Consider the following 22,901-nt stretch of genomic DNA (forward strand, 5'->3'; position numbering starts at 1 on the left):
CCTAGCGTGGGGGAGTGGCATCCGCTCTTCGCGTCCTCGGCATCGATCCGGGACTCACCCGCTGCGGCGTGGGGGTCGTCGACGTGCGCGCCGACAGATCGGCCACGCTCGTGCACGTCGGTGTCGTCCGTTCGGCGACCGATGCGCCGATCGAGCAGCGGCTCGCGAGCATCGCGGCCGGCATCCGCGCGGTGATCGCCGATCACGGGCCTGACGTCGTGGCCGTCGAGCGGGTCTTCGCCCAGCAGAACCGCAGCACGGTCATGGGGACGGCGCAGGCCAGCGGCATCGCGCTGCTGCTCGCCGCCGAGCACGGGCTGCCCGCCGCGACGCACACGCCGTCCGAGGTCAAGGCCGCCATCACGGGGTACGGCAACGCCGAGAAGCTGCAGGTGCAGACGATGGTCGCGCGGGTGCTGCGCCTCGACGCGCTGCCTCAGCCCGCCGACGCCGCCGACGCGCTGGCCCTCGCGCTCTGCCACGCGTGGCGTCGCGGTCCGGCCGCTGGAGGCGCCGCCGCGGCGCTCACCCCCGCCCAGCGTGCGTGGGCCGCCGCGGAGAAGGCGACGCGACGCTGAGACCGCACGTCCCAGGTGTGTCGCTCGAACATAGGTCCGAAGGCTCGCTTAGGCTCGGATCATGATCTCCTCGCTGCGCGGCCGTGTGCTGCACCTCGAACCCGACTCGGTCGTCATCGACGTGCACGGGGTCGGTTACGCGGTCGCCGTCACGGCGCAGTACGCGCGGCAGCTGCACCTCGGCGATGAGGTCTTCGTGCACACCTCGATGATCGTCCGCGAGGATGCCATGCTGCTGTTCGGCTTCGAGGACCGGTCCGAACTCGACGTGTTCGGCCATCTGCTCAGTGTCTCGGGTGTCGGACCGAAGTCCGCGCTCGGGGTGCTCTCGGCCCTCACAGTCGATCAGATCGCGACCGCGGTCGCCGATGAGGACGACGCGCCCTTCCGCCGCGTCTCGGGCATCGGCCCGAAGACCGCCAAACTGATCGTCGTGCAGCTCGCCGGCAAGCTCACCGCGCCGGCTCGCGCGACGCCCGGCGTCCCCGCCGCGCAGGGTCTCGGCGTGCAGCTGGCGGCGGCGCTCGTCGCGCTGGGGTGGAGCGAGCGCGTCGCGACGGAGACCGCCGAGAACGTCCTGGCCGAGGCGCCCGCGGGAGCCACCGTGCCGGCGCTGCTCAAGCTCGCTCTCGCCCATCTCGGTCCCGCACGTGCGGAGCGCACCGGTGTCTGAGGCCCGCGACCAGCGCCTTCCCGAGGACGAGGGCGAACTCGCCGTCGAAGGCGCGCTGCGCCCGGGGTCGCTCGCCGAGTTCGTCGGTCAGATGAAGGTGCGCGGGCAGCTGCAGTTGCTGTTGGATGCCGCCCGCATCCAGCAGCGTCCGGCCGACCACATCCTGCTGTCGGGCCCTCCGGGGCTCGGCAAGACCACCCTCGCGATGATCGTCGCGCACGAGAGCGAGCGTCCTCTGCGGATGTCGAGCGGTCCCGCGATCCAGCACGCCGGAGATCTCGCCGCCCTGCTGTCGAGCCTGGTGCCCGGCGAGGTCCTCTTCATCGACGAGATCCACCGGATGGCGCGCTCGGCCGAGGAGATGCTGTACCTCGCGATGGAGGACTTCCGGGTCGACATCATGGTCGGCAAGGGGGCCGGGGCCACCAGCATCCCGCTCGATCTCGCTCCCTTCACCCTCGTCGGCGCGACGACGCGGTCGGGAATGCTGCCGAACCCGCTGCGCGACCGGTTCGGCTTCACCGCCCACCTCGAGTACTACGAGCCGATCGAGCTCGAGCAGGTCATCGCCCGTTCGGCGGTGATGCTCGACGTCGACCTGCCGGCGGCATCCCGCGCCGAGATCGCGCGTCGGTCGCGCGGCACACCCCGCATCGCGAATCGGCTGCTGCGCCGGGTGCGGGACTACGTCGTGGTCCACGGTGGTTCCTCGACGCAGGCGACGACGGCGGACGTGTCCGCCGCGCTCGACCTGTACGACGTCGACGATCTGGGACTCGACCGGCTCGACCGCGCGGTGCTCGACGCCCTCGTACGCCGCTTCCGCGGCGGCCCCGTGGGGCTCAACACCCTCGCGGTGACGGTGGGGGAGGAGGCCGACACCATCGAGTCGGTCGTCGAGCCCTACCTCGTGCGCATCGGCTTCATGGGGCGCACCCCTCGCGGGCGCGTCGCGACCCCCGACGCGTACGCGCACCTGGGCATCCCCCGCCACGACGGGGCGCTGACCCTCGATGACCTATAATCGCTGAAGGCTCCGGCCTCCCACCCTCTTCGCCGCATCGCTGCGGCGTGCCCACCCGAAAGGCGGACACCCGTTCATGTTGCTTCTCTCCCAGCAGAACACCACGCAGGCCACCGGAGGCAACTTCTTCACGGACTACGGCCTGCTCATCCTGCTGGCGGGTCTGCTCGTCTTCATGTTCATCAGCTCGCGTCGTCGCACGAAGCGGATGAAGGAGGAGCAGGAGAAGAAGGCCCTGCAGATGGTGCCCGGCGTGAAGGTGCTGCTCCAGGGCGGCCTCTACGGGACGATCGTCGAGTACGACCCGACCGACCTCTCGAAGCCCGCCCACGTCGAGCTCGCCCCGGGCATGGTCGTCGAGGTCCACAGCCAGGCGATCCTGCGCGCCGTCGAGGAGGAGGAGCCCGTCGTCGATGAGACCGAGCAGGTTCCCGGCGACGACGTGATCGTCTCGCGCGACGAGACCGATGCGGAGATCCGTCCCGTCGACGGTACGCCCGACGCGGACGACAAGCCCAAGGCCTGACCTCACCGCTCCGGCGGCCCCTCACGAAAGTTCCCTCCGTGGCTTCATCCACCCCCGTCCGGCGCGCGTGGCGCGCACTGATCGGACTCCTGGCCCTGACGGCCGTCCTCTTCGGCGTGAACGCCGCGGGCGTCTACCTGTTCGAGCGGAGCTCGTGGGTTCCCGAGCTCGCCCTCGACCTGCAGGGCGGCACGCAGATCATCCTGCAGGCGCAGACGGAGGAGGGGGCGCAGCCCACCGCCGACCAGATGCAGCAGGCGGTCTCGATCATCCGCCAGCGCGTGGATGCCTCGGGTGTCGGTGAGACCGACATCACCACGCAGGCGGGCAACCAGATCGTCGTCCAGCTCCCGGGCATCGCCGACGAGGAGACCCGCGACCGCATCGGCCGTTCGGCGCAGATGCAGCTGCGCGCGGTGCTCTACACCGCCGCTCCGACGAACACCTTCATCGGCGAGGACGGCAAGGAGACGCCCTACCCGACCCCGGGCCCCTCGCTGAACGCGACGCCCACCCCGTCGCCGACCAACGGCAGCGACTTGTCGTGGGCGACGGAGGAGGTCCAGGCCGAGTTCCTCGCCTACGACTGCGCGAACCCCGCGAACGACGCCGCACAGGAGCCCGCCGACCAGCCGCTCATCACGTGCGACGCCGACGGGTCGGCGAAGTACCTGCTCGGACCGGTCGAACTCGACGGTTCGGCCATCTCGGACGCGTCGAACGGTCTCAACTCGCAGAACGGTCAGTGGGCCGTCAACATCGTCTTCGACAGCGCCGGGACGGAGACCTTCGGCGAGATCAGCCAGCGTCTGTTCAACCTGCAGCCGCCGCAGAACCAGTTCGCCTTCGTGCTCGACGGCGAGGTCATCTCGGCCCCGTCGATGAACGCGGTCATCACCGACGGCAAGCCGCAGATCACCGGCAACTTCGACCAGGAGACCTCGAAGACCCTCGCCGACCAGCTCAAGTACGGTGCCCTGCCGCTGAGCTTCGAGGTGCAGAGCAGCAACGCGATCTCGGCGACGCTCGGTTCCCAGCAGCTGCTGATCGGCCTCGTCGCGGGGCTCATCGGTCTCGCCCTCGTCGCGGTCTACTCGCTCGTGGTCTACCGCGCGCTCGGGTCGGTCATCATCGCCTCGCTCGCCGTGATGGGCATCCTGACCTACATCACGCTCTGCATCCTCGCCTGGCGCATGGGCTTCCGCCTGTCGCTGGCCGGTGTCGCGGGCCTCATCGTGACGATCGGCTTCACCGCCGACTCGTTCATCGTCTACTTCGAGCGCATCCGAGACGAGCTCCGTGACGGCAAGTCGATCACGAGTGCGGTGGAGGACGGCTGGGCACGCGCCAAGCGGACGATCTACATCTCGAAGTCGATCAACATCCTCGCCGCCGTGGTGCTTTACATCCTCGCCGACGCGACCGTGAAGGGCTTCGCCTTCACGCTGGGTCTCACGACCGTCATCGACGTGCTCATCTTCGTGCTCTTCACCCACCCGGTGCTGCAGCTGCTCGCGCGCACGTCGTTCTTCGGGGGCGGACACCCGCTGTCCGGGCTCGACCCGACCGCGCTCGGCGCGGTGTATCGCGGCCGTGCGCAGTTCCGCGCCCCGGTGGCCGCGGGCGGAAAGTCGCAATCCGAGAAGCGGTCGTCGAGGTCCCGCAGTGAGGCGGTCCGCCGCCAGACGATCGCCGAGCGCAAGCTCGCGCAGCAGAGCGGCGATACCCGCTCCGCAGGGGAGGGGGACGACTGATGCGCTCCATGAACGATTTCGGTAACGACCTGTACACGGGGAAGGTCTCCTTTCCGTTCGTCGGCCGTCGGCGCCTCTGGTTCCTCATCGCGGCGATCCTCGTGATCGGTTCGGCGCTGGTGCCGGTCTTCCGCCCCATCCAGTTCTCGATCGAGTTCACGGGCGGCTCGCAGTTCACGGTCAACGACGTCGCGTCTCCGGATCAGCTGCGCGCGACCGATGCGGTGCAGTCAGTGGTCCCGGATGCCGCGACCCGCGTCACGACGGTCGGCGACGACAGCCTGCGCATCCAGACCGACCAGCTGGGTGAGCTGGAAACGCGCCAAGTGACCTCCGCCCTCGTCGAGGCGTTCAACGTTCCGGATGACAGCGTGAGCTCGTCCTTCATCGGTCCGAGCTGGGGTGAGAGCGTCACCCGGCAGTCGTTGTGGGGTTTGGCGATCTTCCTCGTGCTGACGTTCCTGATCCTGGCGCTGTACTTCCGCACGTGGAAGATGTCCGTCGCGGCGATGATCGGTCTCGTCGACGTGCTCGTCGTGACGGTCGGGGTGTACGCGCTATTCGGGTTCGAGATCTCCCCGGCGGCCGTCATCGGCTTCCTCACGATCCTGTCGTACTCGCTGTATGACACGACGGTCGTGTTCGACAAGATCCGCGAGAACACGTTCGAAGACGGGGAGAAGTCCGGGAGGACGTTCGGCGAGTCGGTCAACCTCGCGGTGAACCAGACGCTCGTCCGCTCGATCAACACGACCGTCGTGGCCGTGCTGCCGACGGGAGCGATCCTCTTCATCGGCGCCCTGTGGCTCGGTGCGCAGACGCTCACCGACATCTCGCTCTCGATCTTCGTCGGAACGATCGTCGCGGCCTATTCGACGCTGTTCGTCGCGGCCCCGCTGTACTCGCTGCTGCGCGAGAACGAGTCCGACCTCAAGGCGCGGGATCAGCGCGTCATCGAGGCCCGTTCGGCCGCCGTCGCCGCGGTCTGAGCCGGATGCGCGCGGGCGTAGGATTGTCCTCCAGTTCCACGCGCGTGCGGACAGACGGGAGGCGATCGCATGGCTGAGGCGGTCACCCCGACAGGAACCGCGAACGGGGGCCAGTCGCTGCGCCGACTCGTGCCGCGCATCTTCTCCCGCGCCCCCTCGCGGGACGCGCTCGAGGAGCTCATGCGCACGGTGCGCATGCACCACCCCAAGGGCGACATCGCGATCGTGGAGCGGGCCTACCGCACCGCCGCGAAGGCGCACGCGTCGCAGAAGCGTCAGAGCGGCGAGCCGTACATCACGCACCCCCTCGCCGTCGCGCAGATCCTCGCCGAGCTGGGCCTCGGCCCCCGCGCCATCGCGGCGGCCCTCCTGCACGACACGGTCGAGGACACCGACTACTCGCTCGACCAGTTGACGGCGGACTTCGGCGACGAGGTCGCGATGCTCGTGGACGGCGTCACGAAGCTCGACAAGGTCAAGTACGGCGATGCGGCACAGGCCGAGACCGTGCGGAAGATGATCGTCGCGATGTCGAAGGACATCCGCGTGCTCCTCATCAAGCTCGCCGATCGCCTCCACAACGCGCGCACGTGGGGCTTCGTTCCGCCCGAGAAGGCCGCCAAGAAGGCCCGCGAGACCCTCGAGATCTACGCGCCGCTGGCGCACCGCCTCGGCATCCAGACCGCGAAGAGCGAACTCGAGGACCTCTCGTTCGCCGTCCTGCACCCGAAGCTCTACGCCGAGATCGACTCGCTGGTCAAGCAGCGCACCCCGCAGCGCGAGCAGTACGTGCACACGGTCATCGACGCCGTGGAGACGGACCTACGCGATCTCCGTATCCGCGGTCGTGTCATGGGTCGGCCGAAGCAGCTCTACTCCGTGTACCAGAAGATGGTGGTCCGCGGTCGCGAGTTCGACGACATCTACGACCTCATCGGCATCCGGATCATGGTGAACACGGTCCGCGACTGCTACGCCGTGCTCGGCGCGATCCACGCGCGGTGGACCCCGATCCCCGGGCGGTTCAAGGACTACATCGCCACGCCGAAGTTCAACCTCTACCAGTCCCTCCACACGACCGTGATCGGTCCCGGCGGGCGCACGGTCGAGATCCAGATCCGCACCCACGAGATGCACCAGCAGGCCGAGTACGGTGTGGCGGCGCACTGGAAGTACAAGGAGCAGATCGCCGGCGGCAAGGCCGACTCCAAGGCCATCGACCAGGACATGGCCTGGCTGGCGCACATCTCGGACTGGCAGGCCGAGACCGCCGATCCGGGGGAGTTCCTCGACTCGCTCCGGTTCGAGATCGGTGCGAAGGAGGTCTACGTCTTCACGCCGAAGGGACGAGTCATCGGTCTTCCGGCCGGGGCGACCCCCGTCGACTTCGCGTACGCCGTCCACACCGAGATCGGCCACCGCACGATGGGCGCGAAGGTCAACGGCCGCCTCGTGCCGCTCGAGTCCGAACTCCACTCGGGTGACGTCGTCGAGGTGTTCACCTCGAAGAACCCGGATGCCGGGCCGAGCCAGGACTGGCTGGCGTTCGTCAAGAGCACCCGGGCGCGCAACAAGATCCGCGGCTGGTTCACGAAGGAGCGCCGCGACGAGGCGGTCGAGCAGGGCAAGGACGCGATCGCCCGTGCGATGCGCCGCCAGAACCTGCCGATGCAGCGTCTGATGAGCCAGGACTCGTTCACCGCGGTGGCTCACCAGTTGCGCTACGAGGACGTCACCGCCCTCTACGCCGCAGTCGGCGAAGGACACGTCTCGACCCAGTCCGTGATCGAGAAGGTCACCGCGCTCGTGCGCTCGGAGGAGGAGGACACCTCCACCGGTCCGATCGACCTGCCCGCCGTCGGTCGGTCTAAGGCGCCGCGCGGCGGCGACTCCGGCGTGCTGGTGCGGGGTGCTCCCGACATCCTCGTGAAGCTCGCCAAGTGCTGCACGCCGGTGCCGGGCGACGAGATCGTCGGGTTCGTCACGCGCGGCAGCGGGGTCTCGGTCCATCGCGCGGACTGCACGAACGCGGCGGCGTTGCGCGACCAGCCCGATCGGATGATCGAGGTGTCGTGGGCGCCGACGTCGAAGAGCGTGTTCCTCGTTCACATCCAGGTCGAGGCGCTCGACCGGTCGGGCCTGCTGAGCGACATCACGCGGGTGCTCAGCGAGCACCACGTGAACATCCTCTCGGCATCCGTTCAGACGACCAACGACCGCCTCGCCCTCAGCCGCTACGTTTTCGAGATGGGCGACACGGTGCACCTCGACCGCGTGCTGAACGCCGTCCGCCGGATCGACGCCGTGTACGACGTCTACCGGGTCACCTCGTCCTGACGCCTCCGGAGCTCGGTGGCGGCCGCCCGTTTGTGGTGGACGGGTCCGGAGGTCTCGATCCAGCTCAGCGCATCCGCGAGGAGCTCCGGGCGCCACGCCAGGACGTCGTCGACCAGCTGTGACGGACTGGCGCCGACGACGGCGTCCCGGACGAGGTCGACGAGCGTTCGCACCGGCGTCGTCACAGCCACGCCGCTGATGGTCTCGACGTCGGAGGCGGGGAGGGCCACGTCGCGGAAGCGGATGCGGGTGTCGAGGGGGACGGCGGCCCGCGTCCGGCCAGCGCGCTGCAGGGTCTGGATGAGGGGCGGTTCGGGGATCGCCCCGTGCACCCATGCCGCGCTCGCGTGCGTGACGGCCCGGTGGATCCCGGCAACCGCGCGGAACGAGGCCGCCCGCAGTTCGCGCGTCTCGACGGCGTCGGCGGGCATGAACGCCTCGCCGATCTCGACGAGGTCACCATCCAGCCGGGCCGCGGTCAACTCGGCGGTCGACAGGCGGTCATCGGCGAAGTAGAGGAACGGCCACATGAGGGCAGTCTGCGACACCGCGCCGAGACGACGACGCCGCGGCGAGACTCTGTGGAGAATCCCGCCGCGGCGTCGGTGCTGTGTCGGAGGCGGTCAGCCGCCGAGGGCGCGCAGCCAGCCCTTGCGGGCTTCGAGCGCGTCCTTCGCCTTGGCGATCGCAGCCTTGTCCTTCGAGGCCTCGGCGGCGGCGAGCTCGTCCTCGAGCTTGGAGATCGCATCCTGGAGCTGACTCGTCATGTCGTTCTGACGCGCCTTCGTCTCGGGGTTGTTGCGCTTCCAGTCCTCGTCCTCGCGCGCCTTCAGCGCGGTCTCGACCTTGCGGAGCTGGTCGTCCAGGCCGCGCTCGGTGTCACGCGGGAAGACCCGACCGATCTCATCCCACTGGCGCTGGATGTTGGTGAGGAGAGCTCGCGCCTTGCCGTTGTCCTTCTCCTTCGCGACGCCCGCGGCCTCGTCGAGAAGAGCGCGCTTGGCCTCGATCTTCTCCTTGGATGCCTCGACGTCGGCGTGCTCGCGTTCGATGCGCGCACCGTAGAGCACGTCGCCGGCGGCCTTGAAGCGGGCCCACAGCGCATCGTCGGCCTTCTTGCCCGCGCGGCCGGCGGACTTCCACTGGTCGAGCAGCGTGCGGTAGGCGGCGATGCCGTCCTCACCCTGCGGCGCGAGGGCCTCGGCGCGCTCGACCAGTCGGGTCTTCGCGTCGCGGGCGGCCTTGTGCTGCTCGTCGAGGCTCGAGTAGAACTCGCGGCGGTTCTTGTCGATCACCGCGCGCGCGTCGCGGAACCGCTTCCAGAGCTGCTGACCGACGGCCTTCGGCAGGCGCGGGCCGCTGCTCTGGTGCTCCTGCCAGCGGGCGAACAGGGCGGCCACGTCCGCGGTCGTCTGCTTCCACTGGATGGAGCGGGGGTCCTTCGCCGCGATCGCCTCGATCTCGGCGACGATCGACTCGCGCTCGGCCACCGCGGCATCCACTGCGGCACGCTGCGCCTGGGCCTCCTCGGCGCTCGCCTCGGAGAGGGCGCCTTCGAGTGCCGTCACGCGGGCTTCGAGCGCGGCCAGGTCGCCGACGGCGGCGGCACCGTCCAGGCGCTCCCGGATGGTGCGTGCCGTGGAACGGAGGTCGGATGCGGAGGCGCCGCCGCGACGGTGGCGCACTTCGAGGAGCGTCACCTCGGAGGCGAGGTCGGCGAACTTGCGCTCGAAGTAGGCCAGCGCCTCTTCGGGGGTGCCGTCGGGGTACTGCCCGACGACACGCCACTGGTCGCCCTCACGGACGGAAACGGTGCCGTCGTCGTCGACGCGGCCCCACGGCTGGGTCTCGGCGGATTCAGGGGTGGCGGAACTCACGGGGGTCACCTCGTCGGCGGCATGCGCCGCATGGGGGTCGGATTAGTGACTCAGCCTAGTACGGCGGTCACGGGGTCGGAGAGGGGGTCGGCGAGCCCGACGGCGAGGGGGACGGCGTCGGCGACCCGCTCGGTCCCGGGGTGGGTGTCCCGCTGGGGGAGGTGGGCGCGGTCGGTGTCGGCGCTGGCTCCGGCATGCCCGGCCCGAGCGTGTAATAGGCGACCTGCGCACCCAGCAAGGCGGCGATCAGGAGGCCGCCGGCGACGCCCGCGATCAGGTTGTCCCGGCGCCTGCGCTGGATGACGGAGGCGTGGAACCGGCGCCGCGCGTCATACAGTCGGGCACGCTCGCGCCCCTGCGCGCTGTCGCGCCCCTTGCCCCTGCCCGCTGCCACGGTGATCCTCTCGTCGGCGCCGCACACGCCCGCGCGGCCATCTGCAGAGTATTCAGTCCCCGGCATCCATTCCAAACCGGAGCCCCGCAGCCTCGGCACGATGTCGGTGGGGGCGGTTAGCCTGGGGGGATGGCCCAGAGTGACGCGCTTTTCCCCGGTGCGACGCCGCTGGCCGTGAGGATGCGGCCCGCATCGCTCGACGAGGTCGCAGGGCAGACGCACCTGTTGCGCCCCGGCTCTCCGCTCGTGGCTCTCGCCGACCCCGGCCGTGCGACGACCGGAGCCGTGTCGGTGATCCTCTGGGGCCCGCCCGGCACGGGCAAGACGACGCTCGCCCAGGCCATCGCGCGGACGTCGGGCCGTCGGTTCGTCGAACTTTCCGCGGTGACCGCGGGCGTGAAGGACGTGCGCGAGGTCATGCAGGAGGCGATGACCCAGCGCGACATGTACGGGACGTCGACCATCCTGTTCCTCGACGAGATCCACCGGTTCACCAAGGCGCAGCAGGACGCCCTGCTGCCCGGCGTCGAGAACGGATGGGTCATCCTCATCGCCGCGACCACCGAGAACCCCTCGTTCTCGGTGATCTCGCCGCTCCTGTCGCGCTCGCTCCTGCTCACCCTGCAGCCGCTGACGGACGCCGACCTCGGCATGCTGATCGACCGCGCCGTGACCGACGCTCGCGGACTCGCCGGGGCCGTCGAGCTCTCGGACGACGCACGGGCGGCGCTCGTCCACCTCGCCTCGGGTGACGCGCGCCGCGCGCTCACCTCGCTGGAGGCCGCCGCGGCCATGGCGGAGCCCGGGGAGGAGGCGCCGGTCATCACCGCCGAGCACGTCGCCCAGGCCGTCGACCGCGCTCTCCTGCGTTACGACCGGCAGGGCGACGAGCACTACGACGTCATCAGCGCGTTCATCAAGTCGATCCGCGGTTCGGATCCGGATGCCGCCATGCACTACCTCGCCCGCATGATCGAAGCGGGGGAGGACCCGCGCTTCATCGCGCGACGGCTCGTGATCTCGGCCGCAGAGGACATCGGCCTCGCCGATCCGCAGGCGCTGCAGATCGCGGTCGCGGCCGCCGACGCCGTGGCCTTCATCGGGATGCCGGAGGGCCGCATCCCTCTCGCGGAGGCGACGGCGTACCTGGCGACGACGGCCAAGTCGAACGCGGCGTACAACGCCATCAACGCCGCGATCGCGGACGTCCGCGCGGGCGGCTTCGGGCGGGTGCCGGTGCACCTGCGCGACGCGCACTACGCGGGAGCCAAACGCCTCGGTCACGGCAAAGGCTACGTCTACCCGCACGACCTCGACGTGGGCGTCGCGACCCAGCAGTACCTCCCTGACGAGCTGCGCGGCCGACGCTATTACGAGCCGACCTCGCGCGGCGTCGAGCGCGACATCTCCGCCCGCCTGGAGAAGATCCGGAAGATCCTCGGTGAGTGACCCCTGGGAGCGCCGCATCGAGTCGGTCTGGGAGGGTGCGGACGACGGGAAGCCGGAAGCGCTGCGATCGGCGATGGCGGACGCCCTCGCCGGGCGCCCGGAGGACGACGCGCGGTGCCTGTTCGAGCGGGCCTCGGTCGAGGACTTCCTCGGGGAGGAGACGGCCGCCATCCCGCTGTACCGGCGCGCGCTGGATGCGGGACTCCGCCCGCCCTTCCGCAGTCAGGCGATCATCCAGCTCGCGAGTTCGCTCCGGAACGTCGGCGATGCCTCCGGGGCGATGGCGGCCCTCAAGGGGATCGATCCCGCCGACCCGCTGTCCGCGGCAGCGGCAGGATTCGAGGCCCTCGCGCTCTACGACGACGACAAGCCCGCGCGTGCCCTGCGGACCGCTCTCGGCGCTCTCGCGGACGAGGTTCCCCTCTACGGTCGTGCGCTGCGCGCCTATGCGGCGGACGTCCGCACACGCCCCCGCATCCGGGTCATCGCCGTCGCAGTGCTGATCCGCGACGGCCACCTCCTCGCCGAGGAGTACGCCGCGACGCAGGCCCGTCCCGCGTTCCTCCGCGCTCCCGGCGGAGGAGTGCAGCCGGGCGAGACCGCGGAGGCGGCCGTCCGACGCGAGATCGCCGAGGAGCTGGGGGCGACCGTCACCGAGACCCGACTCGTCGGGGTGGTCGAGAACATCTTCGACAACGAGGGCCGGCCGGGGCACGAGATCGCCTACGTCTTCGCGGTCCGGAGCCCCGAGCTGGAGGCCCACCCGCAGGGCGACCGCCTGCCCGTACTCGACGGCGACACGACCGTCGGGTGGTACCGCCTCGAGGACGTGTCGGAGAAATCCCTGCCGTTCTATCCGCCCGGTGCCCTCGAACTGGCACGCGGCCGGGGATGATCCGGCCCGTCTGTTAGACTTGACCGGCTCGAAACCGTGTTTTCGGGCATCCTCTTCTCTCTTTCCCACCTTTCGGCGTGCCCCGGCGTGCAGTCCGGAAGGGCGAGAGACGGCGATACGCCCGTGAGCCGTGAAAGACATGGCCACGTCATGGAAGGAAGATTTCGTGGCAACGAAGTCCCAGGACCGCCGCAAGGTGCGCCTCTCGCGCGCCCTCGGCGTCGCACTGACCCCCAAGGCCGCCCGCTACCTCGAGAAGCGTCCCTACGCTCCCGGTGAGCACGGCCGCACCAAGCGCAAGCAGGACAGCGACTACGCCGTCCGTCTCCGCGAGAAGCAGCGTCTGCGCGAGCAGTACGGCATCCGCGAGAAGCAGATGCGCAACACGTTCAACGAGGCCCGCCGCACCGAAGGGCTGACCGGTGAGAACCTCGTCGAGCTCCTCGAGATGCGTCTCGACTCGCTCGTGCTGCGTGCCGGCTTCGCCCGCACCACCGCACAGGCTCGCCAGCTCGTCGTGCACCGTCACATCCTCGTCGACGGCCAGCTCGTCGACCGCCCGTCCTTCCGCGTGAAGCCGGGCCAGACGATCCACGTCAAGCCCAAGAGCGAGGCTCTCGAGCCGTTCCAGGTCGCAGCAGCCGGCGGTCACGCCGAGGTCCTGCCTCCGGTTCCCGGCTACCTCTCGGTCGAGCTCGACAAGCTCCAGGCACGTCTCGAGCGTCGCCCGAAGCGCGCCGAGGTCCCCGTGACCTGTGAAGTCCAGCTCGTCGTCGAGTACTACGCCGCGCGCTGAGCGAAGCTCATCACCGCCAGAAGGGGCGTCGGGTTCACCCGGCGCCCCTTCTGCTTTGCACCTAACATGGATCCCATGAAGAGCGTCCTCTGGTTCCTGCTGGGCATCGCCGGTGGCTTCGTCGTCGCGCACCTGGTCAACAAGGACCCCCGAGGTCAGGAGCTGCTCTCCGAGGTCGATCTCCGGATCTCCGAGTTCACCGACCGGATGGCCGACGCCTACCGGGCGCAGGAAGCGAAGATCGACGGCATCGTCGCCGACGCGAAGGACCTCGCCGCCGACGTCGCCGCCGCCGGCCGCTCGGCCGCAGCGAAGCTCGACGACTGACCACCCCCACATCTCCCGGTCGCCTCCTCGCGGATGCGACCGATCCCGCCTGCAGTTGAGGACACACGATGAAGACCGCTGAGATCGCCCGGCGCTACCTGGACTACTTCGAGAAGAAGGGGCACACGATCGTGCCCTCGGCATCCCTCGTCAGCGACGACCCGGCGCTGCTGTTCACGGTGGCGGGCATGGTCCCCTTCATCCCGTACCTGTCCGGCGATGTGCCCGCGCCCTACAAGCGCGCCGCCGACAACCAGAAGTGCATCCGCACGAACGACATCGAAGAGGTCGGCAAGACCCCTCGCCACGGCACCTTCTTCCAGATGCTCGGCAACTGGTCGTTCGGCGACTACTTCAAGGAAGGCGCGATCCGCTACGCCTGGGAGCTGCTCACGACGTCCGAGGAGGAGGGCGGCCTGGGCTTCGACCCGAAGGATCTGTGGGTCACCGTCTACGAGGAGGACGACGAGGCGATCAAGCTCTGGCTCGAGCTCTCCACGCTGCCCGAGGAGCGCATCCAGCGACTCGGCAAGGACACCAACTACTGGACGACCGGTCTTCCGGGCCCCGCCGGCCCCTGCTCGGAGATCTTCTTCGACCGCGGCCCGGCCTACGGCGTCGACGGTGGTCCCGCGACCGACGACGACCGGTACGTGGAGATCTGGAATCTCGTCTTCATGCAGTACGAGATCACGAACGTCCGCTCGAAGTACGAGTTCGACATCGTGGGTGACCTCCCGGCGCAGAACATCGACACCGGCATGGGCCTCGAGCGGGTCGCCTTCATCAAGCAGGGCGTCGACAACATGTACGAGACGGACCAGGTGCGTCCCGTCCTCGACAAGGCCGTCGAGCTGTCGGGTAAGCGCTACGGCGAGAACCACGACGACGACGTGCGCTTCCGCGTGGTGGCCGACCACATCCGGTCCTCGCTCATGCTGCTCTCGGACGGGGTGACGCCCGCCAACGACGGCCGCGGCTACATCCTGCGCCGTCTGATGCGACGCGCCATCCGTTCGATGCGCCTGCTCGGCGTCGACGGTCCGACGTTCGCCGAGCTGTTCGCCGTCTCCCGCGACGCCATGAAGGAGTCGTACCCGATCGTCGAGACCGACTACGCGCGGCTGTCGCAGTACGCCCTCGCGGAGGAGGCGACGTTCCTCCGGACCCTGGCGAGCGGTTCCGAGATCCTCGACACCTCGATCGAGTCCGCGAAGTCGTCCCAGTCGACGTCGCTCAGCGGCTCGCAGGCGTTCCTGCTGCACGACACCTACGGCTTCCCGATCGACCTCACCCTCGAGATCGCCGAAGAGGCCGGGCTCACGGTCGACCGCTCCGGCTTCGACGCCCTCATGAAGGAGCAGCGCGAGCGCGCGAAGGCCGATGCGCGCTCCCGCAAGGGCCAGCTGGCCGACACGAGCGTCTACCGCGACTTCCGCGCGCTGGGCGAGACGGTCTTCACGGGGTACACCGACCTCGAGACCGAGTCCCGCGTGCTCGGCATCCTCGTCGGCGGCGCACCCGCCGACCGCGCCTCCCAGGGCCAGATCGCCGAGGTGATCCTCGCCGAGACCGCGCTCTACGCCGAGTCCGGCGGCCAGGTCGCCGACAAGGGCGTCATCGTCGGCCCGGGCTACGAGCTCGAGGTCCTCGACGTGCAGAAGCCCGTGCCGGGACTGGTCAGCCACACCGTCGAGGTGACGACGGGTGAGGTCGCCGTCGGTCACGCCGCGACGACGGTGGTGGATGCCGCCAACCGCCGCGCGGCCGCGCAGGCGCACTCGGCGACCCACCTCGTCCACGCCGCGCTCCGCGACACCCTCGGCAAGGGGGCGACGCAGGCGGGCTCGCTCAATCGCGCCGGTTACCTGCGTTTCGACTTCTCGTGGGGTCAGGCGCTCTCGCCCGAGACCCGCAGCGAGATCGAGGAGATCGCCAACAACGCGGTCCGCGACGACCTCGAGGTCACGACGCGCGTCCTCTCGCTCGACGAGGCCAAGTCGGCCGGCGCGATGGCGCTGTTCGGCGAGAAGTACGGCGACCGTGTGCGCATGGTCGACATCGGCGGACCCTGGTCGCGTGAGCTGTGTGCCGGGACGCACGTGTCCTCGAGCGCGCAGATCGGTCTCATCAACCTGGTGGGGGAGTCCTCCGTCGGTGCGTCGAACCGTCGTGTCGAGGCTCTCGTGGGTCAGGACGCCTTCCGCGAGCTCGCCGCCGAGCGCGCGATCGTGTCGCAGCTCACGTCGGGGCTGAAGATCCCCCGCGACCAGTTGCCCGCGCGCATCGCGGAACTGCAGGCGAGCCTCAAAGCGGCGGAGAAGAAGATCGCCCAGTTCGAGGCCAAGGCCCTCGGCGAGCGCGTCCCGACGCTGGCGGCATCCGCCGTCCGCACCGGTGCGCACAGCGTCGTCGCCCAGTCCGTCGGCACCGTCGGTTCCGCCGACGACCTGCGCTCGCTCGCCCTGCAGGTGCGCGAGCGCCTCGGCACCGACGCGGCCGTCGTCGCGCTCGGCGGCGAGGTCGGCGGGCGCCCCGTCGTCATCGTCGCCACGAACGAGGCTGCCCGCGCCGCGGGCGCCAAGGCGGGCCTGCTCGCACGCTCCGCGGCGGGTGTGCTCGGCGGCGGCGGCGGTGGACGCGACGACGTCGCGCAGGGCGGCGGGACGGATGCCTCGGCACTGCCGGCGGCGCTGCAGGGCATCGTGTCGGTGCTGGAGAGCGCTGCCGCGTGAGCGGGTTCCGCCGCGGGGTGCGCCTCGGGATCGACGTCGGGCGCGCCCGTGTCGGCGTGGCGCGGTGCGACCCCGACGGCCTGCTCGCCGTTCCGGTCGAGACGGTGCCGCGTGCGGAGACCTCGGTCGCCCGCATCGTCGAGATCGCCCGCGAGTACGACGCGCTGGAGGTGCTGGTCGGTCTGCCGATCAGTCTCGGGGGAGCGGAGACCGCCTCGACGACCGACGCCCGCGAGTTCGCGATCGCTCTGGATGCCGCGGTGGAGGTGCCCGTGCGCCTCGTCGACGAGCGCCTGAGCACCGTGTCGGCCAACGCCGTTCTCCGGCAGAACGGGCGTTCGCAGAAGTCATCTCGTAGGATTGTCGACCAGATCGCCGCGGTCGTCCTCCTCCAGCAGGCGATCGACGTCGAGAAGAGCACCGGTAACCCGGCCGGTGCGGCGCTGTAGGAAGACGCAGGAGTCCACCGATGCCCGAGACGCCTTCGCGCGACGACCATTCCGGCGCCCCCGCGGACGAGACCGCGACCACCGGCGCCCCCGTGTCCCGGCGCGCCGCGCGTCAGGCTCAGCAGGGCGCGAGCGGTGACGCACCGACGGGTGCTCCCGCCCCGACGCGGCCGCAGACGACGCCGCGCGCATCCGTCTCCTCGACGGCACCGATCGACGCCCTCTTCGAGGAGAAGGGGCTGGCCGCACCCTCCAGCTCCACGAAGCGACACGATCGTGACCGACGGAAGAGCCGCGTCGCCGCCTGGGGGGTCTTCGCGATCGTCCTCGCGATCCTCGGCGGTCTCGTCGCCGGCGGCTTCTACGTCTGGAACACCTACGAGGACCAGATCCGCGCCGTCATGGGCTGGGAGGAACCCAAGGACTACGACGCGGGTCTCGCCGAGGGCGAGGCGAGCGTCACGATCCTCTCTGGTCAGACGGGCGCCGACATCTCGCGCGCCCTGTTCGACGCGGGTGTCACAAAGACCTCGGACGCGTTCTACTCGTACCTGATCGACAGCGGCGAGGACCCGAACGTCCTGAAGCCCGGCGTCTACTCGCTGCAGCAGAAGATGACCTCGGAGGCGGCGTTCACGGCGCTCCTCGATCCCGCGAACAAGCAGGAGTACACCGCGCAGCTGCGTGAGGGCCTCACCGTCGCGCAGTCCGTCCCGCGCATCGCGGAGGGCATCGGCCTGCCGGTGGAGGAGGTCGAGGCCGCCGTGAAGGATCCGGCCGCCTACGGTGTCAAGGCGCAGAGCCTCGAGGGCTGGCTGTTCCCGGCGACCTACACCTTCGACCCCGACGTCACGGCGACGCAGGTGATCCAGACGATGGTCGACCGGACGGTGACAGCCCTCGACGATGCCGGCGTCCCGGCCGACCAGCGGGAGCGCATCCTCACCGTCGCCTCGATCATCGAGAAGGAAGCCCGCTACGAGGACGACTTCTACAAGGTCTCGCGCGTCATCGAGAATCGGCTTGACCCGTCGATCAGCGACACGAATGGCAAGCTGCAGATGGATTCGACCGCGCAGTACCCCTTCGCCGATCGGGAGGGTGGCACGAGCTCGCGCGCGGAGGAGCTCGAGGACGACAACCCGTGGAACACCTACGTCAACCCCGGCCTGCCGGTGACGCCCATCGCCAACCCCGGTGAACTCGCCATCAAGGCGGCGCTGGAGCCTGCCGAAGGGCCGTGGCAGTACTTCGTCACCGTCAACCTCGACACCGGCGAGACCGTGTTCTCCGCGACCTTCGCCGAGCACGAGAAGGCCGTCGCGCAGTACCAGAAGTGGTGCCGGGACAACCCCGACGGAGGCTGCTCCTGATGCCGGTCGCCCTGGAGGTCTGGGGCGATCCGATCGAGCACAGCCTGTCGCCGGCGATGCACACGGCCGCCTACGCGCTGCTGGGGTGGGACTGGACCTACGGTCGGCGGCGGGTCGACGAGGCCTCCTTCGCCGATGAGCTCGCCTCGCTCGGCCCCGAGCACCGCGGGCTCTCGCTCACGATGCCCCTCAAGCACGTCGCCTACGCCGCCGCCGGGCAGCACGACGCCCGCGCGGCACTGACCGGCGCGGCGAACACGCTCTTCCGGTCCGGCTCCGGGTGGCATGCCTTCAACACGGATGCCGGGGGCATCGTCGCCGCGTTGGCGGAGGCCGGTGTCGTCGCCGCCGACCGCGCACGCATCGTCGGTGCGGGGGCGACGGCATCCGCTGCGCTCGTCGCGCTGTCGGAGATCGGCGTGCGGCAGGTGTGGATCGCGGCACGCCGTCCCGCCGCGGCCGCCTCGCTGCAGGACCTGGGGGAGCGGCTCCGGCTCCGCGTCGACGCGGTGCCGCTCGACTCGGCGACTCACGCGTCCGTGGACGTCACGATCGCGACGCTCCCCGGCGGTGTCTCGGTGGACGGGTCCGTCGCGGATCGTCTCGCCGCCGCCGGCGGCGCACTCCTCGACGTCGTCTACGGCCACTGGCCGACGGACCTGTCGCGGGCGTGGGACCGCATCGGCGCGCCCGCGCAGGGCGGGGCGGGGATGCTGCTGCATCAGGCCGTGCTGCAGATCCGCGCGTTCGCCTCGGGGGGCGTCGATCAGCCGCTGCCGCGCGAGGACGAGGTGGTGGCCGTCATGCGCCGCGCGCTCGTGGGAGACTAGGGCAATGCTCCGCGTGCTCACCGCCGGCGAATCCCACGGCCCCGAACTCGTCGCCATCATGGAGGGTCTGCCCTCCGGCGTGCCCGTCTCGCTCGACGCGATCCGCGCCGACCTCGCCCGCCGCAAGCTCGGCTACGGACGCGGGTCGCGGATGAAGTTCGAGGAGGACGAGCTGAACCTCTCCGGAGGCGTGCGGCACGGCCTCTCGCTGGGCAGCCCGATCGCCCTGCGCATCGGCAACACCGAGTGGCCGAAGTGGGTCGAGGTCATGAACCCGGAGCCGGTCGAGATGACCGAGCGCTCGCGCGGGCGCGGCGCCGCTCTGACGCGCCCCCGTCCCGGCCACGCCGACCTCGTCGGCATGCAGAAGTACGACTTCGACGAGGCCCGCCCGATCCTCGAGCGCGCCAGCGCCCGCGAGACCGCGGCGCGCGTCGCGCTCGGCGCGATCGCCCGCGGCTTCCTCTCCGAGCTCGGCATCCGCCTCGTCAGCCACACCCTGTCGATCGGTCCCGTGCAGGTGCCCGAGGGCTCCGCGCTCCCCGGTCCGGACGACGTCGCGACCCTCGACGCCGATCCGCTGCGCTGCTTCGACCCGCAGACCTCCGAGCGCATGGTCGCAGAGGTGGATGCCGCCAAGAAGGACGGCGACACCCTCGGCGGCATCGTCGAGGTGCTCGCCTACGGACTGCCCCCGGGCCTCGGCTCCCACGTGCACTGGGATCGCCGCCTCGACGGCAAGCTCGCCCAGGCGCTCATGAGCATCCAGGCGATCAAGGGCGTCGAGGTCGGCGACGGGTTCGAGACCACGCGCCGCCGCGGATCCGCGGCCCACGACGAGCTCTTCGCAACGGCGGACGGCATCACCCGCGCGTCCGACCGCGCCGGCGGCACCGAGGGCGGCATGTCGACGGGCACCGTCCTGCGCGTCCGCGCGGGCATGAAGCCGATCGCGACGATCCCGCACGCGCTGCGCACCGTCGACGTCGCCACCGGCGACACCGCAGCCGCGCACCACCAGCGCTCGGACGTCTGCGCGGTCCCCGCGGCCGGCGTCGTCGCCGAGGCGATGGTCGCGATCGTCCTGGCCGATGCCGTCCTCGAGAAGTTCGGCGGTGACAGCGTGCGCGAGACGCGGCGGAACCTCGAGACCTACCTCGCGGCGATCCCCGAGACGCTGAAGACGACCCCTGCGTCAGAGGCGGCGCTGCTCGCGCATGACCTCGCCTGAGCGCCAGGCGATCGTCCTCATCGGCCCCATGGGGGCCGGCAAGACGAGCGTCGGCAAGCGCGTCGCGAAGCGATTGGGCCGCAGCTTCACCGACACCGACGCCGCGATCGTCCGTCAGCACGGCCCGATCGCCGAGATCTTCGCGACGCGCGGCGAGAGTCACTTCCGCGTGCTCGAGCGCGACGCCGTCGCGGCGGCGCTCGAGGCCGGGGGCGTCGTGTCGCTCGGCGGGGGCGCGGTGCTCGACGAGACCACCCGGCAGCGGCTGCAGGCGCACCGGGTCGCCCTCCTGACGGTCGCACCGCGCGTCGTCGCGCGTCGGCTCGGCGAGGCGGCGACCCGCCCCCTGCTCGCCGCGGGCGACGAGACCCCGATCGCCCGCTGGGAGCGCATCTACGCCGAGCGGCGTCCCGTCTACGAGGCTGTCGCCGATGCGACCTTCGACACCTCGTCGGGCCCGCTCGAGAACATCGTGACCGCCATCGCGGAGTGGGCAGCCCCCTCCGCCGACCCCCCCGGAGCACACGAATGAGCCACACCACCATCAGCGTCACGGGAGCGACGCCGTACGACATCCACGTCGGACGCGGGCTCCTCGCCGGTGTCCGCGAGCACCTCGCGCCCACGGTGAAGAAGGTGCTCGTCGTGCACACGCCGCGGCTCGGCGCGAAGGCCGCCGACCTGCGCGAAACGCTCCTCGCCGACGGCACCCTCGAGGTCCTGACCGCCGAGGTGCCCGACGCCGAGGACGGCAAGCGCATCGAGGTGGCCGCCTTCTGCTGGCAGGTCATGGGCCAGGCCGACTTCACCCGCTCGGACGCGGTCATCGGCTTCGGCGGCGGCGCGGTCACCGATCTCGCCGGGTTCGTCGCGGCATCCTGGCTGCGCGGCGTGCAGATCGTGCAGATCCCGACCACCGTCCTCGGCATGGTGGACGCCGCCGTCGGCGGCAAGACCGGGGTCAACACGGCTGAGGGGAAGAACCTCGTCGGCGCCTTCTGGGCGCCGCGGTCGGTGATCTGCGACCTCGACGTGCTCGACACCCTGCCCCGCAACGAGACCGTGGCGGGCTTCGCGGAGGTGGTCAAGGCGGGCTTCATCTGGTTCCCCGAGATCCTCGACATCGTCGAGCGCGACCCGGAGGCCGCGGTCGACCCGACGACCGCGGAGTTCCGCCGCTGCATCGAGCTCGCCATCGAGATGAAGGCGCGGGTGGTGAGCGAGGACTTCCGCGAGGCGGGCCTGCGCGAGATCCTCAACTACGGCCACACGCTCGGACACGCCATCGAGCACGCCGAGCGCTACCGCTGGCGCCACGGCGCCGCCATCTCGATCGGCATGATGTACGCCGCGGAGCTCTCGCGCCTCGCCGGCCGCCTCTCCGACGAGGACGTCGCCCGGCACCGCCGCATCTTCGATCTGCTCGGGCTCCCCGTGAGCTACCGCATGGACGGGTGGCAGCACCTGCTCGGCGTCATGCAGCGCGACAAGAAAGCCCGCGGCGGGATGCTGCGCTTCATCGTCCTCGACGCGATCGGCAAGCCGACGGTCATGCAGGCGCCCGACGAGTCGATCCTGTTCGCGGCGTACCAGGAGGTCGCGGGGTGACGGATGCCGTCGTCCGGCGGGTGCGCCTGCAGGAGTGGCGACAGGTCCGGGATCTGCGTCTGAGGGCACTGCGGGACCCGGTGGCATCGATCGCCTTCCTCTCCACCGCCGAGGAGGCGCTCGCCCAGGCCGACGACTTCTGGCAGCAGCGCACCGCGGATGCCGCGATGGGCGAAGACGCCGCGCAGTTCGTCGCCGTCGCGGGGGAGCGGTGGGTGGGCTCGGTGACCGTGCTGCTGCGCGCGGCGGGCTCGACCGACACCCTCGGCCGGACCGTCGACGCGCCCCAGGCCGACCTCGTCGGGGTCTTCGTCGACGCCGATCACCGCGGCCGCGGCATCCTCGACGCACTCGTGGAGGCGGCCGCCGCGTGGGCGGAGGAAGCGGGCGCAAACGGACTGACGCTCGACGTCCACACCGACAACGCGCGGGCGCAGGCGGCCTACCGCCGGCTCGGGTTCACGCCGACGGGGCTCGGCGTCGACACCGCAGCGGGGTACGAGATCCAGATGCACCGGGCCGCCCGATAGGGTGCTGACGTGTCGACCCGCCGCCTCCTGCTCGTCAACGGACCGAACCTGAACCTGCTCGGCATCCGCGAACCCGATGTCTACGGCACCGAGACGCTCGCCGACGTCGAATCCCTGGTCGCAAGGAGCGCGGCGGAGTCCGGCTACGAGGTGCGCGCCGTGCAGAGCAACCACGAAGGTGTGCTGATCGACGCGATCCACGCGGCACGCACCGACTGCGCCGGCATCGTCATCAACCCCGGGGGACTGACGCACACCTCCGTCGTCCTGCGCGACGCCCTCGCGGGTGTCGCCCTGCCCGTCGCCGAGGTGCACATCTCCGACGTGATGGCGCGCGAGGCGTTCCGCCACCACTCCTACGTCGCCGACGTCGCGGTGGTCCACGTCGTCGGTCGCGGGGTGGCGGGGTACGCCGAGGCGACCCGCGCGTTGCTCGCCCGGCTCGCGGACTGACCCGTTCCCGGGGCGGATGCCGCGGCATCCCGTAGAATCGATCGTCGGCCGCTCCGGCCCCCGAACTCATCGA

Annotated in this window: 23 protein-coding genes; 20 read left to right on the forward strand and 3 right to left on the reverse strand. The window is 70.5% G+C overall.

Annotated features, from left to right (window positions below; all coding sequences use genetic code 11):
* Nucleotides 1–14: 14 nt before the first annotated feature.
* The 7 genes from ruvC (at nucleotide 15) to ACPEH2_RS09120 (ending at nucleotide 7,881) form a co-directional block, all read left to right on the forward strand.
* Nucleotides 15–578 (forward strand): crossover junction endodeoxyribonuclease RuvC, encoded by a 564-nt coding sequence (gene ruvC / locus ACPEH2_RS09090; protein ID WP_359918759.1) that lies wholly within the window; start codon nucleotides 15–17, stop codon nucleotides 576–578.
* A gap of 61 nt (nucleotides 579–639) precedes the next feature.
* Complete coding sequence (ruvA, locus tag ACPEH2_RS09095) at nucleotides 640–1,251, forward strand: Holliday junction branch migration protein RuvA (protein ID WP_359918758.1); 612 nt, start codon at nucleotides 640–642, stop codon at nucleotides 1,249–1,251.
* The gene (ruvB, locus tag ACPEH2_RS09100) at nucleotides 1,244–2,275 is read left to right on the forward strand and encodes a Holliday junction branch migration DNA helicase RuvB (RefSeq protein ID WP_359918757.1); all 1,032 of its coding nucleotides are present in this window, start codon (nucleotides 1,244–1,246) and stop codon (nucleotides 2,273–2,275) included. Before ruvA ends, ruvB begins: the two co-directional genes overlap by 8 nt.
* A 76-nt stretch (nucleotides 2,276–2,351) precedes the next feature.
* On the forward strand, nucleotides 2,352–2,801 hold the full coding sequence (locus ACPEH2_RS09105; protein ID WP_064002096.1) for a preprotein translocase subunit YajC: 450 nt from the start codon (nucleotides 2,352–2,354) through the stop codon (nucleotides 2,799–2,801).
* Between the two features lie 38 nt (nucleotides 2,802–2,839).
* A complete protein-coding gene (gene secD, locus ACPEH2_RS09110) occupies nucleotides 2,840–4,555 on the forward strand; it encodes a protein translocase subunit SecD (protein WP_217531646.1) in 1,716 nt (571 codons plus the stop codon).
* Complete coding sequence (secF, locus tag ACPEH2_RS09115) at nucleotides 4,555–5,544, forward strand: protein translocase subunit SecF (RefSeq protein ID WP_217531645.1); 990 nt, start codon at nucleotides 4,555–4,557, stop codon at nucleotides 5,542–5,544. Before secD ends, secF begins: the two co-directional genes overlap by 1 nt.
* Before the next feature lie 69 nt (nucleotides 5,545–5,613).
* A complete protein-coding gene (locus ACPEH2_RS09120) occupies nucleotides 5,614–7,881 on the forward strand; it encodes a RelA/SpoT family protein (protein WP_359918755.1) in 2,268 nt (755 codons plus the stop codon).
* On the opposite strand, the gene ACPEH2_RS09125 is transcribed toward ACPEH2_RS09120, so the two are convergent.
* From ACPEH2_RS09125 to ACPEH2_RS09135, 3 genes are all read right to left on the reverse strand, one after another.
* Nucleotides 7,860–8,411, reverse strand: a complete 552-nt coding sequence (locus ACPEH2_RS09125) for a type IV toxin-antitoxin system AbiEi family antitoxin (protein WP_423718623.1) — start codon at nucleotides 8,409–8,411, stop codon at nucleotides 7,860–7,862. The genes ACPEH2_RS09120 and ACPEH2_RS09125 overlap by 22 nt on opposite strands.
* Before the next feature lie 93 nt (nucleotides 8,412–8,504).
* The gene (locus ACPEH2_RS09130) at nucleotides 8,505–9,767 is read right to left on the reverse strand and encodes a DUF349 domain-containing protein (protein WP_423718624.1); all 1,263 of its coding nucleotides are present in this window, start codon (nucleotides 9,765–9,767) and stop codon (nucleotides 8,505–8,507) included.
* Nucleotides 9,768–9,825: 58 nt separating this feature from the next.
* A complete protein-coding gene (locus tag ACPEH2_RS09135; protein ID WP_359918751.1) occupies nucleotides 9,826–10,152 on the reverse strand; it encodes a dioxygenase in 327 nt (108 codons plus the stop codon).
* A 129-nt stretch (nucleotides 10,153–10,281) separates the two neighbouring features.
* Here ACPEH2_RS09135 and ACPEH2_RS09140 point away from each other — a divergent pair, with 129 nt between their 5' ends.
* From ACPEH2_RS09140 to ACPEH2_RS09200, 13 genes are all read left to right on the forward strand, one after another.
* Entirely contained in the window at nucleotides 10,282–11,601 is a 1,320-nt protein-coding gene (locus tag ACPEH2_RS09140; protein WP_423718625.1) for a replication-associated recombination protein A, read from the forward strand.
* Nucleotides 11,594–12,496, forward strand: a complete 903-nt coding sequence (locus tag ACPEH2_RS09145) for a tetratricopeptide repeat protein (protein ID WP_359918748.1) — start codon at nucleotides 11,594–11,596, stop codon at nucleotides 12,494–12,496. Before ACPEH2_RS09140 ends, ACPEH2_RS09145 begins: the two co-directional genes overlap by 8 nt.
* Before the next feature lie 166 nt (nucleotides 12,497–12,662).
* A complete protein-coding gene (gene rpsD / locus ACPEH2_RS09150; protein ID WP_082886095.1) occupies nucleotides 12,663–13,292 on the forward strand; it encodes a 30S ribosomal protein S4 in 630 nt (209 codons plus the stop codon).
* Between the two features lie 75 nt (nucleotides 13,293–13,367).
* Nucleotides 13,368–13,619, forward strand: a complete 252-nt coding sequence (locus ACPEH2_RS09155) for an ATPase (RefSeq protein WP_217531957.1) — start codon at nucleotides 13,368–13,370, stop codon at nucleotides 13,617–13,619.
* A 68-nt stretch (nucleotides 13,620–13,687) separates the two neighbouring features.
* Nucleotides 13,688–16,354, forward strand: coding sequence for an alanine--tRNA ligase (gene alaS / locus ACPEH2_RS09160; RefSeq protein WP_359918747.1), 2,667 nt, complete (start codon nucleotides 13,688–13,690; stop codon nucleotides 16,352–16,354).
* Nucleotides 16,351–16,803 (forward strand): Holliday junction resolvase RuvX, encoded by a 453-nt coding sequence (ruvX, locus tag ACPEH2_RS09165; protein ID WP_359918745.1) that lies wholly within the window; start codon nucleotides 16,351–16,353, stop codon nucleotides 16,801–16,803. Before alaS ends, ruvX begins: the two co-directional genes overlap by 4 nt.
* 20 nt (nucleotides 16,804–16,823) lie before the next feature.
* Complete coding sequence (gene mltG, locus ACPEH2_RS09170) at nucleotides 16,824–18,176, forward strand: endolytic transglycosylase MltG (protein WP_359918743.1); 1,353 nt, start codon at nucleotides 16,824–16,826, stop codon at nucleotides 18,174–18,176.
* On the forward strand, nucleotides 18,176–19,006 hold the full coding sequence (locus ACPEH2_RS09175; protein WP_359918742.1) for a shikimate dehydrogenase family protein: 831 nt from the start codon (nucleotides 18,176–18,178) through the stop codon (nucleotides 19,004–19,006). The genes mltG and ACPEH2_RS09175 overlap by 1 nt, the downstream gene beginning before the upstream one ends.
* 4 nt (nucleotides 19,007–19,010) lie before the next feature.
* Nucleotides 19,011–20,237, forward strand: a complete 1,227-nt coding sequence (aroC, locus tag ACPEH2_RS09180; RefSeq protein WP_359918740.1) for a chorismate synthase — start codon at nucleotides 19,011–19,013, stop codon at nucleotides 20,235–20,237.
* Nucleotides 20,224–20,769: a shikimate kinase gene (locus tag ACPEH2_RS09185; protein ID WP_359918738.1), complete on the forward strand. Its 546-nt coding sequence runs from the start codon at nucleotides 20,224–20,226 to the stop codon at nucleotides 20,767–20,769. The genes aroC and ACPEH2_RS09185 overlap by 14 nt, the downstream gene beginning before the upstream one ends.
* Nucleotides 20,766–21,845: a 3-dehydroquinate synthase gene (gene aroB / locus ACPEH2_RS09190; RefSeq protein ID WP_064002082.1), complete on the forward strand. Its 1,080-nt coding sequence runs from the start codon at nucleotides 20,766–20,768 to the stop codon at nucleotides 21,843–21,845. The genes ACPEH2_RS09185 and aroB overlap by 4 nt, the downstream gene beginning before the upstream one ends.
* A complete protein-coding gene (locus ACPEH2_RS09195) occupies nucleotides 21,842–22,375 on the forward strand; it encodes a GNAT family N-acetyltransferase (protein WP_359918736.1) in 534 nt (177 codons plus the stop codon). Before aroB ends, ACPEH2_RS09195 begins: the two co-directional genes overlap by 4 nt.
* Before the next feature lie 9 nt (nucleotides 22,376–22,384).
* Nucleotides 22,385–22,828 carry a type II 3-dehydroquinate dehydratase gene (locus ACPEH2_RS09200; protein WP_359918734.1) on the forward strand — a complete coding sequence of 148 codons (444 nt, stop codon included), beginning with the start codon at nucleotides 22,385–22,387 and terminating at the stop codon, nucleotides 22,826–22,828.
* Nucleotides 22,829–22,901 lie beyond the last annotated feature (73 nt).

The organism is Microbacterium sp. NPDC064942 (genome assembly GCF_049545525.1).
GTDB lineage: Bacteria > Actinomycetota > Actinomycetes > Actinomycetales > Microbacteriaceae > Microbacterium > Microbacterium gawkjiense.

Bases quoted from the DNA above. Each gene is read 5' to 3' on its own strand.
- ruvA (WP_359918758.1), top strand. From the start codon at position 640: ATGATCTCCTCGCTGCGCGGCCGTGTGCTGCACCTCGAACCCGACTCG.
- ACPEH2_RS09105 (WP_064002096.1), top strand. From the start codon at position 2,352: ATGTTGCTTCTCTCCCAGCAGAACACCACGCAGGCCACCGGAGGCAAC.
- secF (WP_217531645.1), top strand. From the start codon at position 4,555: ATGCGCTCCATGAACGATTTCGGTAACGACCTGTACACGGGGAAGGTC.
- ACPEH2_RS09120 (WP_359918755.1), top strand. From the start codon at position 5,614: ATGGCTGAGGCGGTCACCCCGACAGGAACCGCGAACGGGGGCCAGTCG.
- ACPEH2_RS09125 (WP_423718623.1), bottom strand. From the start codon at position 8,411: ATGTGGCCGTTCCTCTACTTCGCCGATGACCGCCTGTCGACCGCCGAG.
- ACPEH2_RS09140 (WP_423718625.1), top strand. From the start codon at position 10,282: ATGGCCCAGAGTGACGCGCTTTTCCCCGGTGCGACGCCGCTGGCCGTG.
- ACPEH2_RS09155 (WP_217531957.1), top strand. From the start codon at position 13,368: ATGAAGAGCGTCCTCTGGTTCCTGCTGGGCATCGCCGGTGGCTTCGTC.
- alaS (WP_359918747.1), top strand. From the start codon at position 13,688: ATGAAGACCGCTGAGATCGCCCGGCGCTACCTGGACTACTTCGAGAAG.
- mltG (WP_359918743.1), top strand. From the start codon at position 16,824: ATGCCCGAGACGCCTTCGCGCGACGACCATTCCGGCGCCCCCGCGGAC.
- ACPEH2_RS09175 (WP_359918742.1), top strand. From the start codon at position 18,176: ATGCCGGTCGCCCTGGAGGTCTGGGGCGATCCGATCGAGCACAGCCTG.
- aroC (WP_359918740.1), top strand. From the start codon at position 19,011: ATGCTCCGCGTGCTCACCGCCGGCGAATCCCACGGCCCCGAACTCGTC.
- ACPEH2_RS09185 (WP_359918738.1), top strand. From the start codon at position 20,224: ATGACCTCGCCTGAGCGCCAGGCGATCGTCCTCATCGGCCCCATGGGG.
- aroB (WP_064002082.1), top strand. From the start codon at position 20,766: ATGAGCCACACCACCATCAGCGTCACGGGAGCGACGCCGTACGACATC.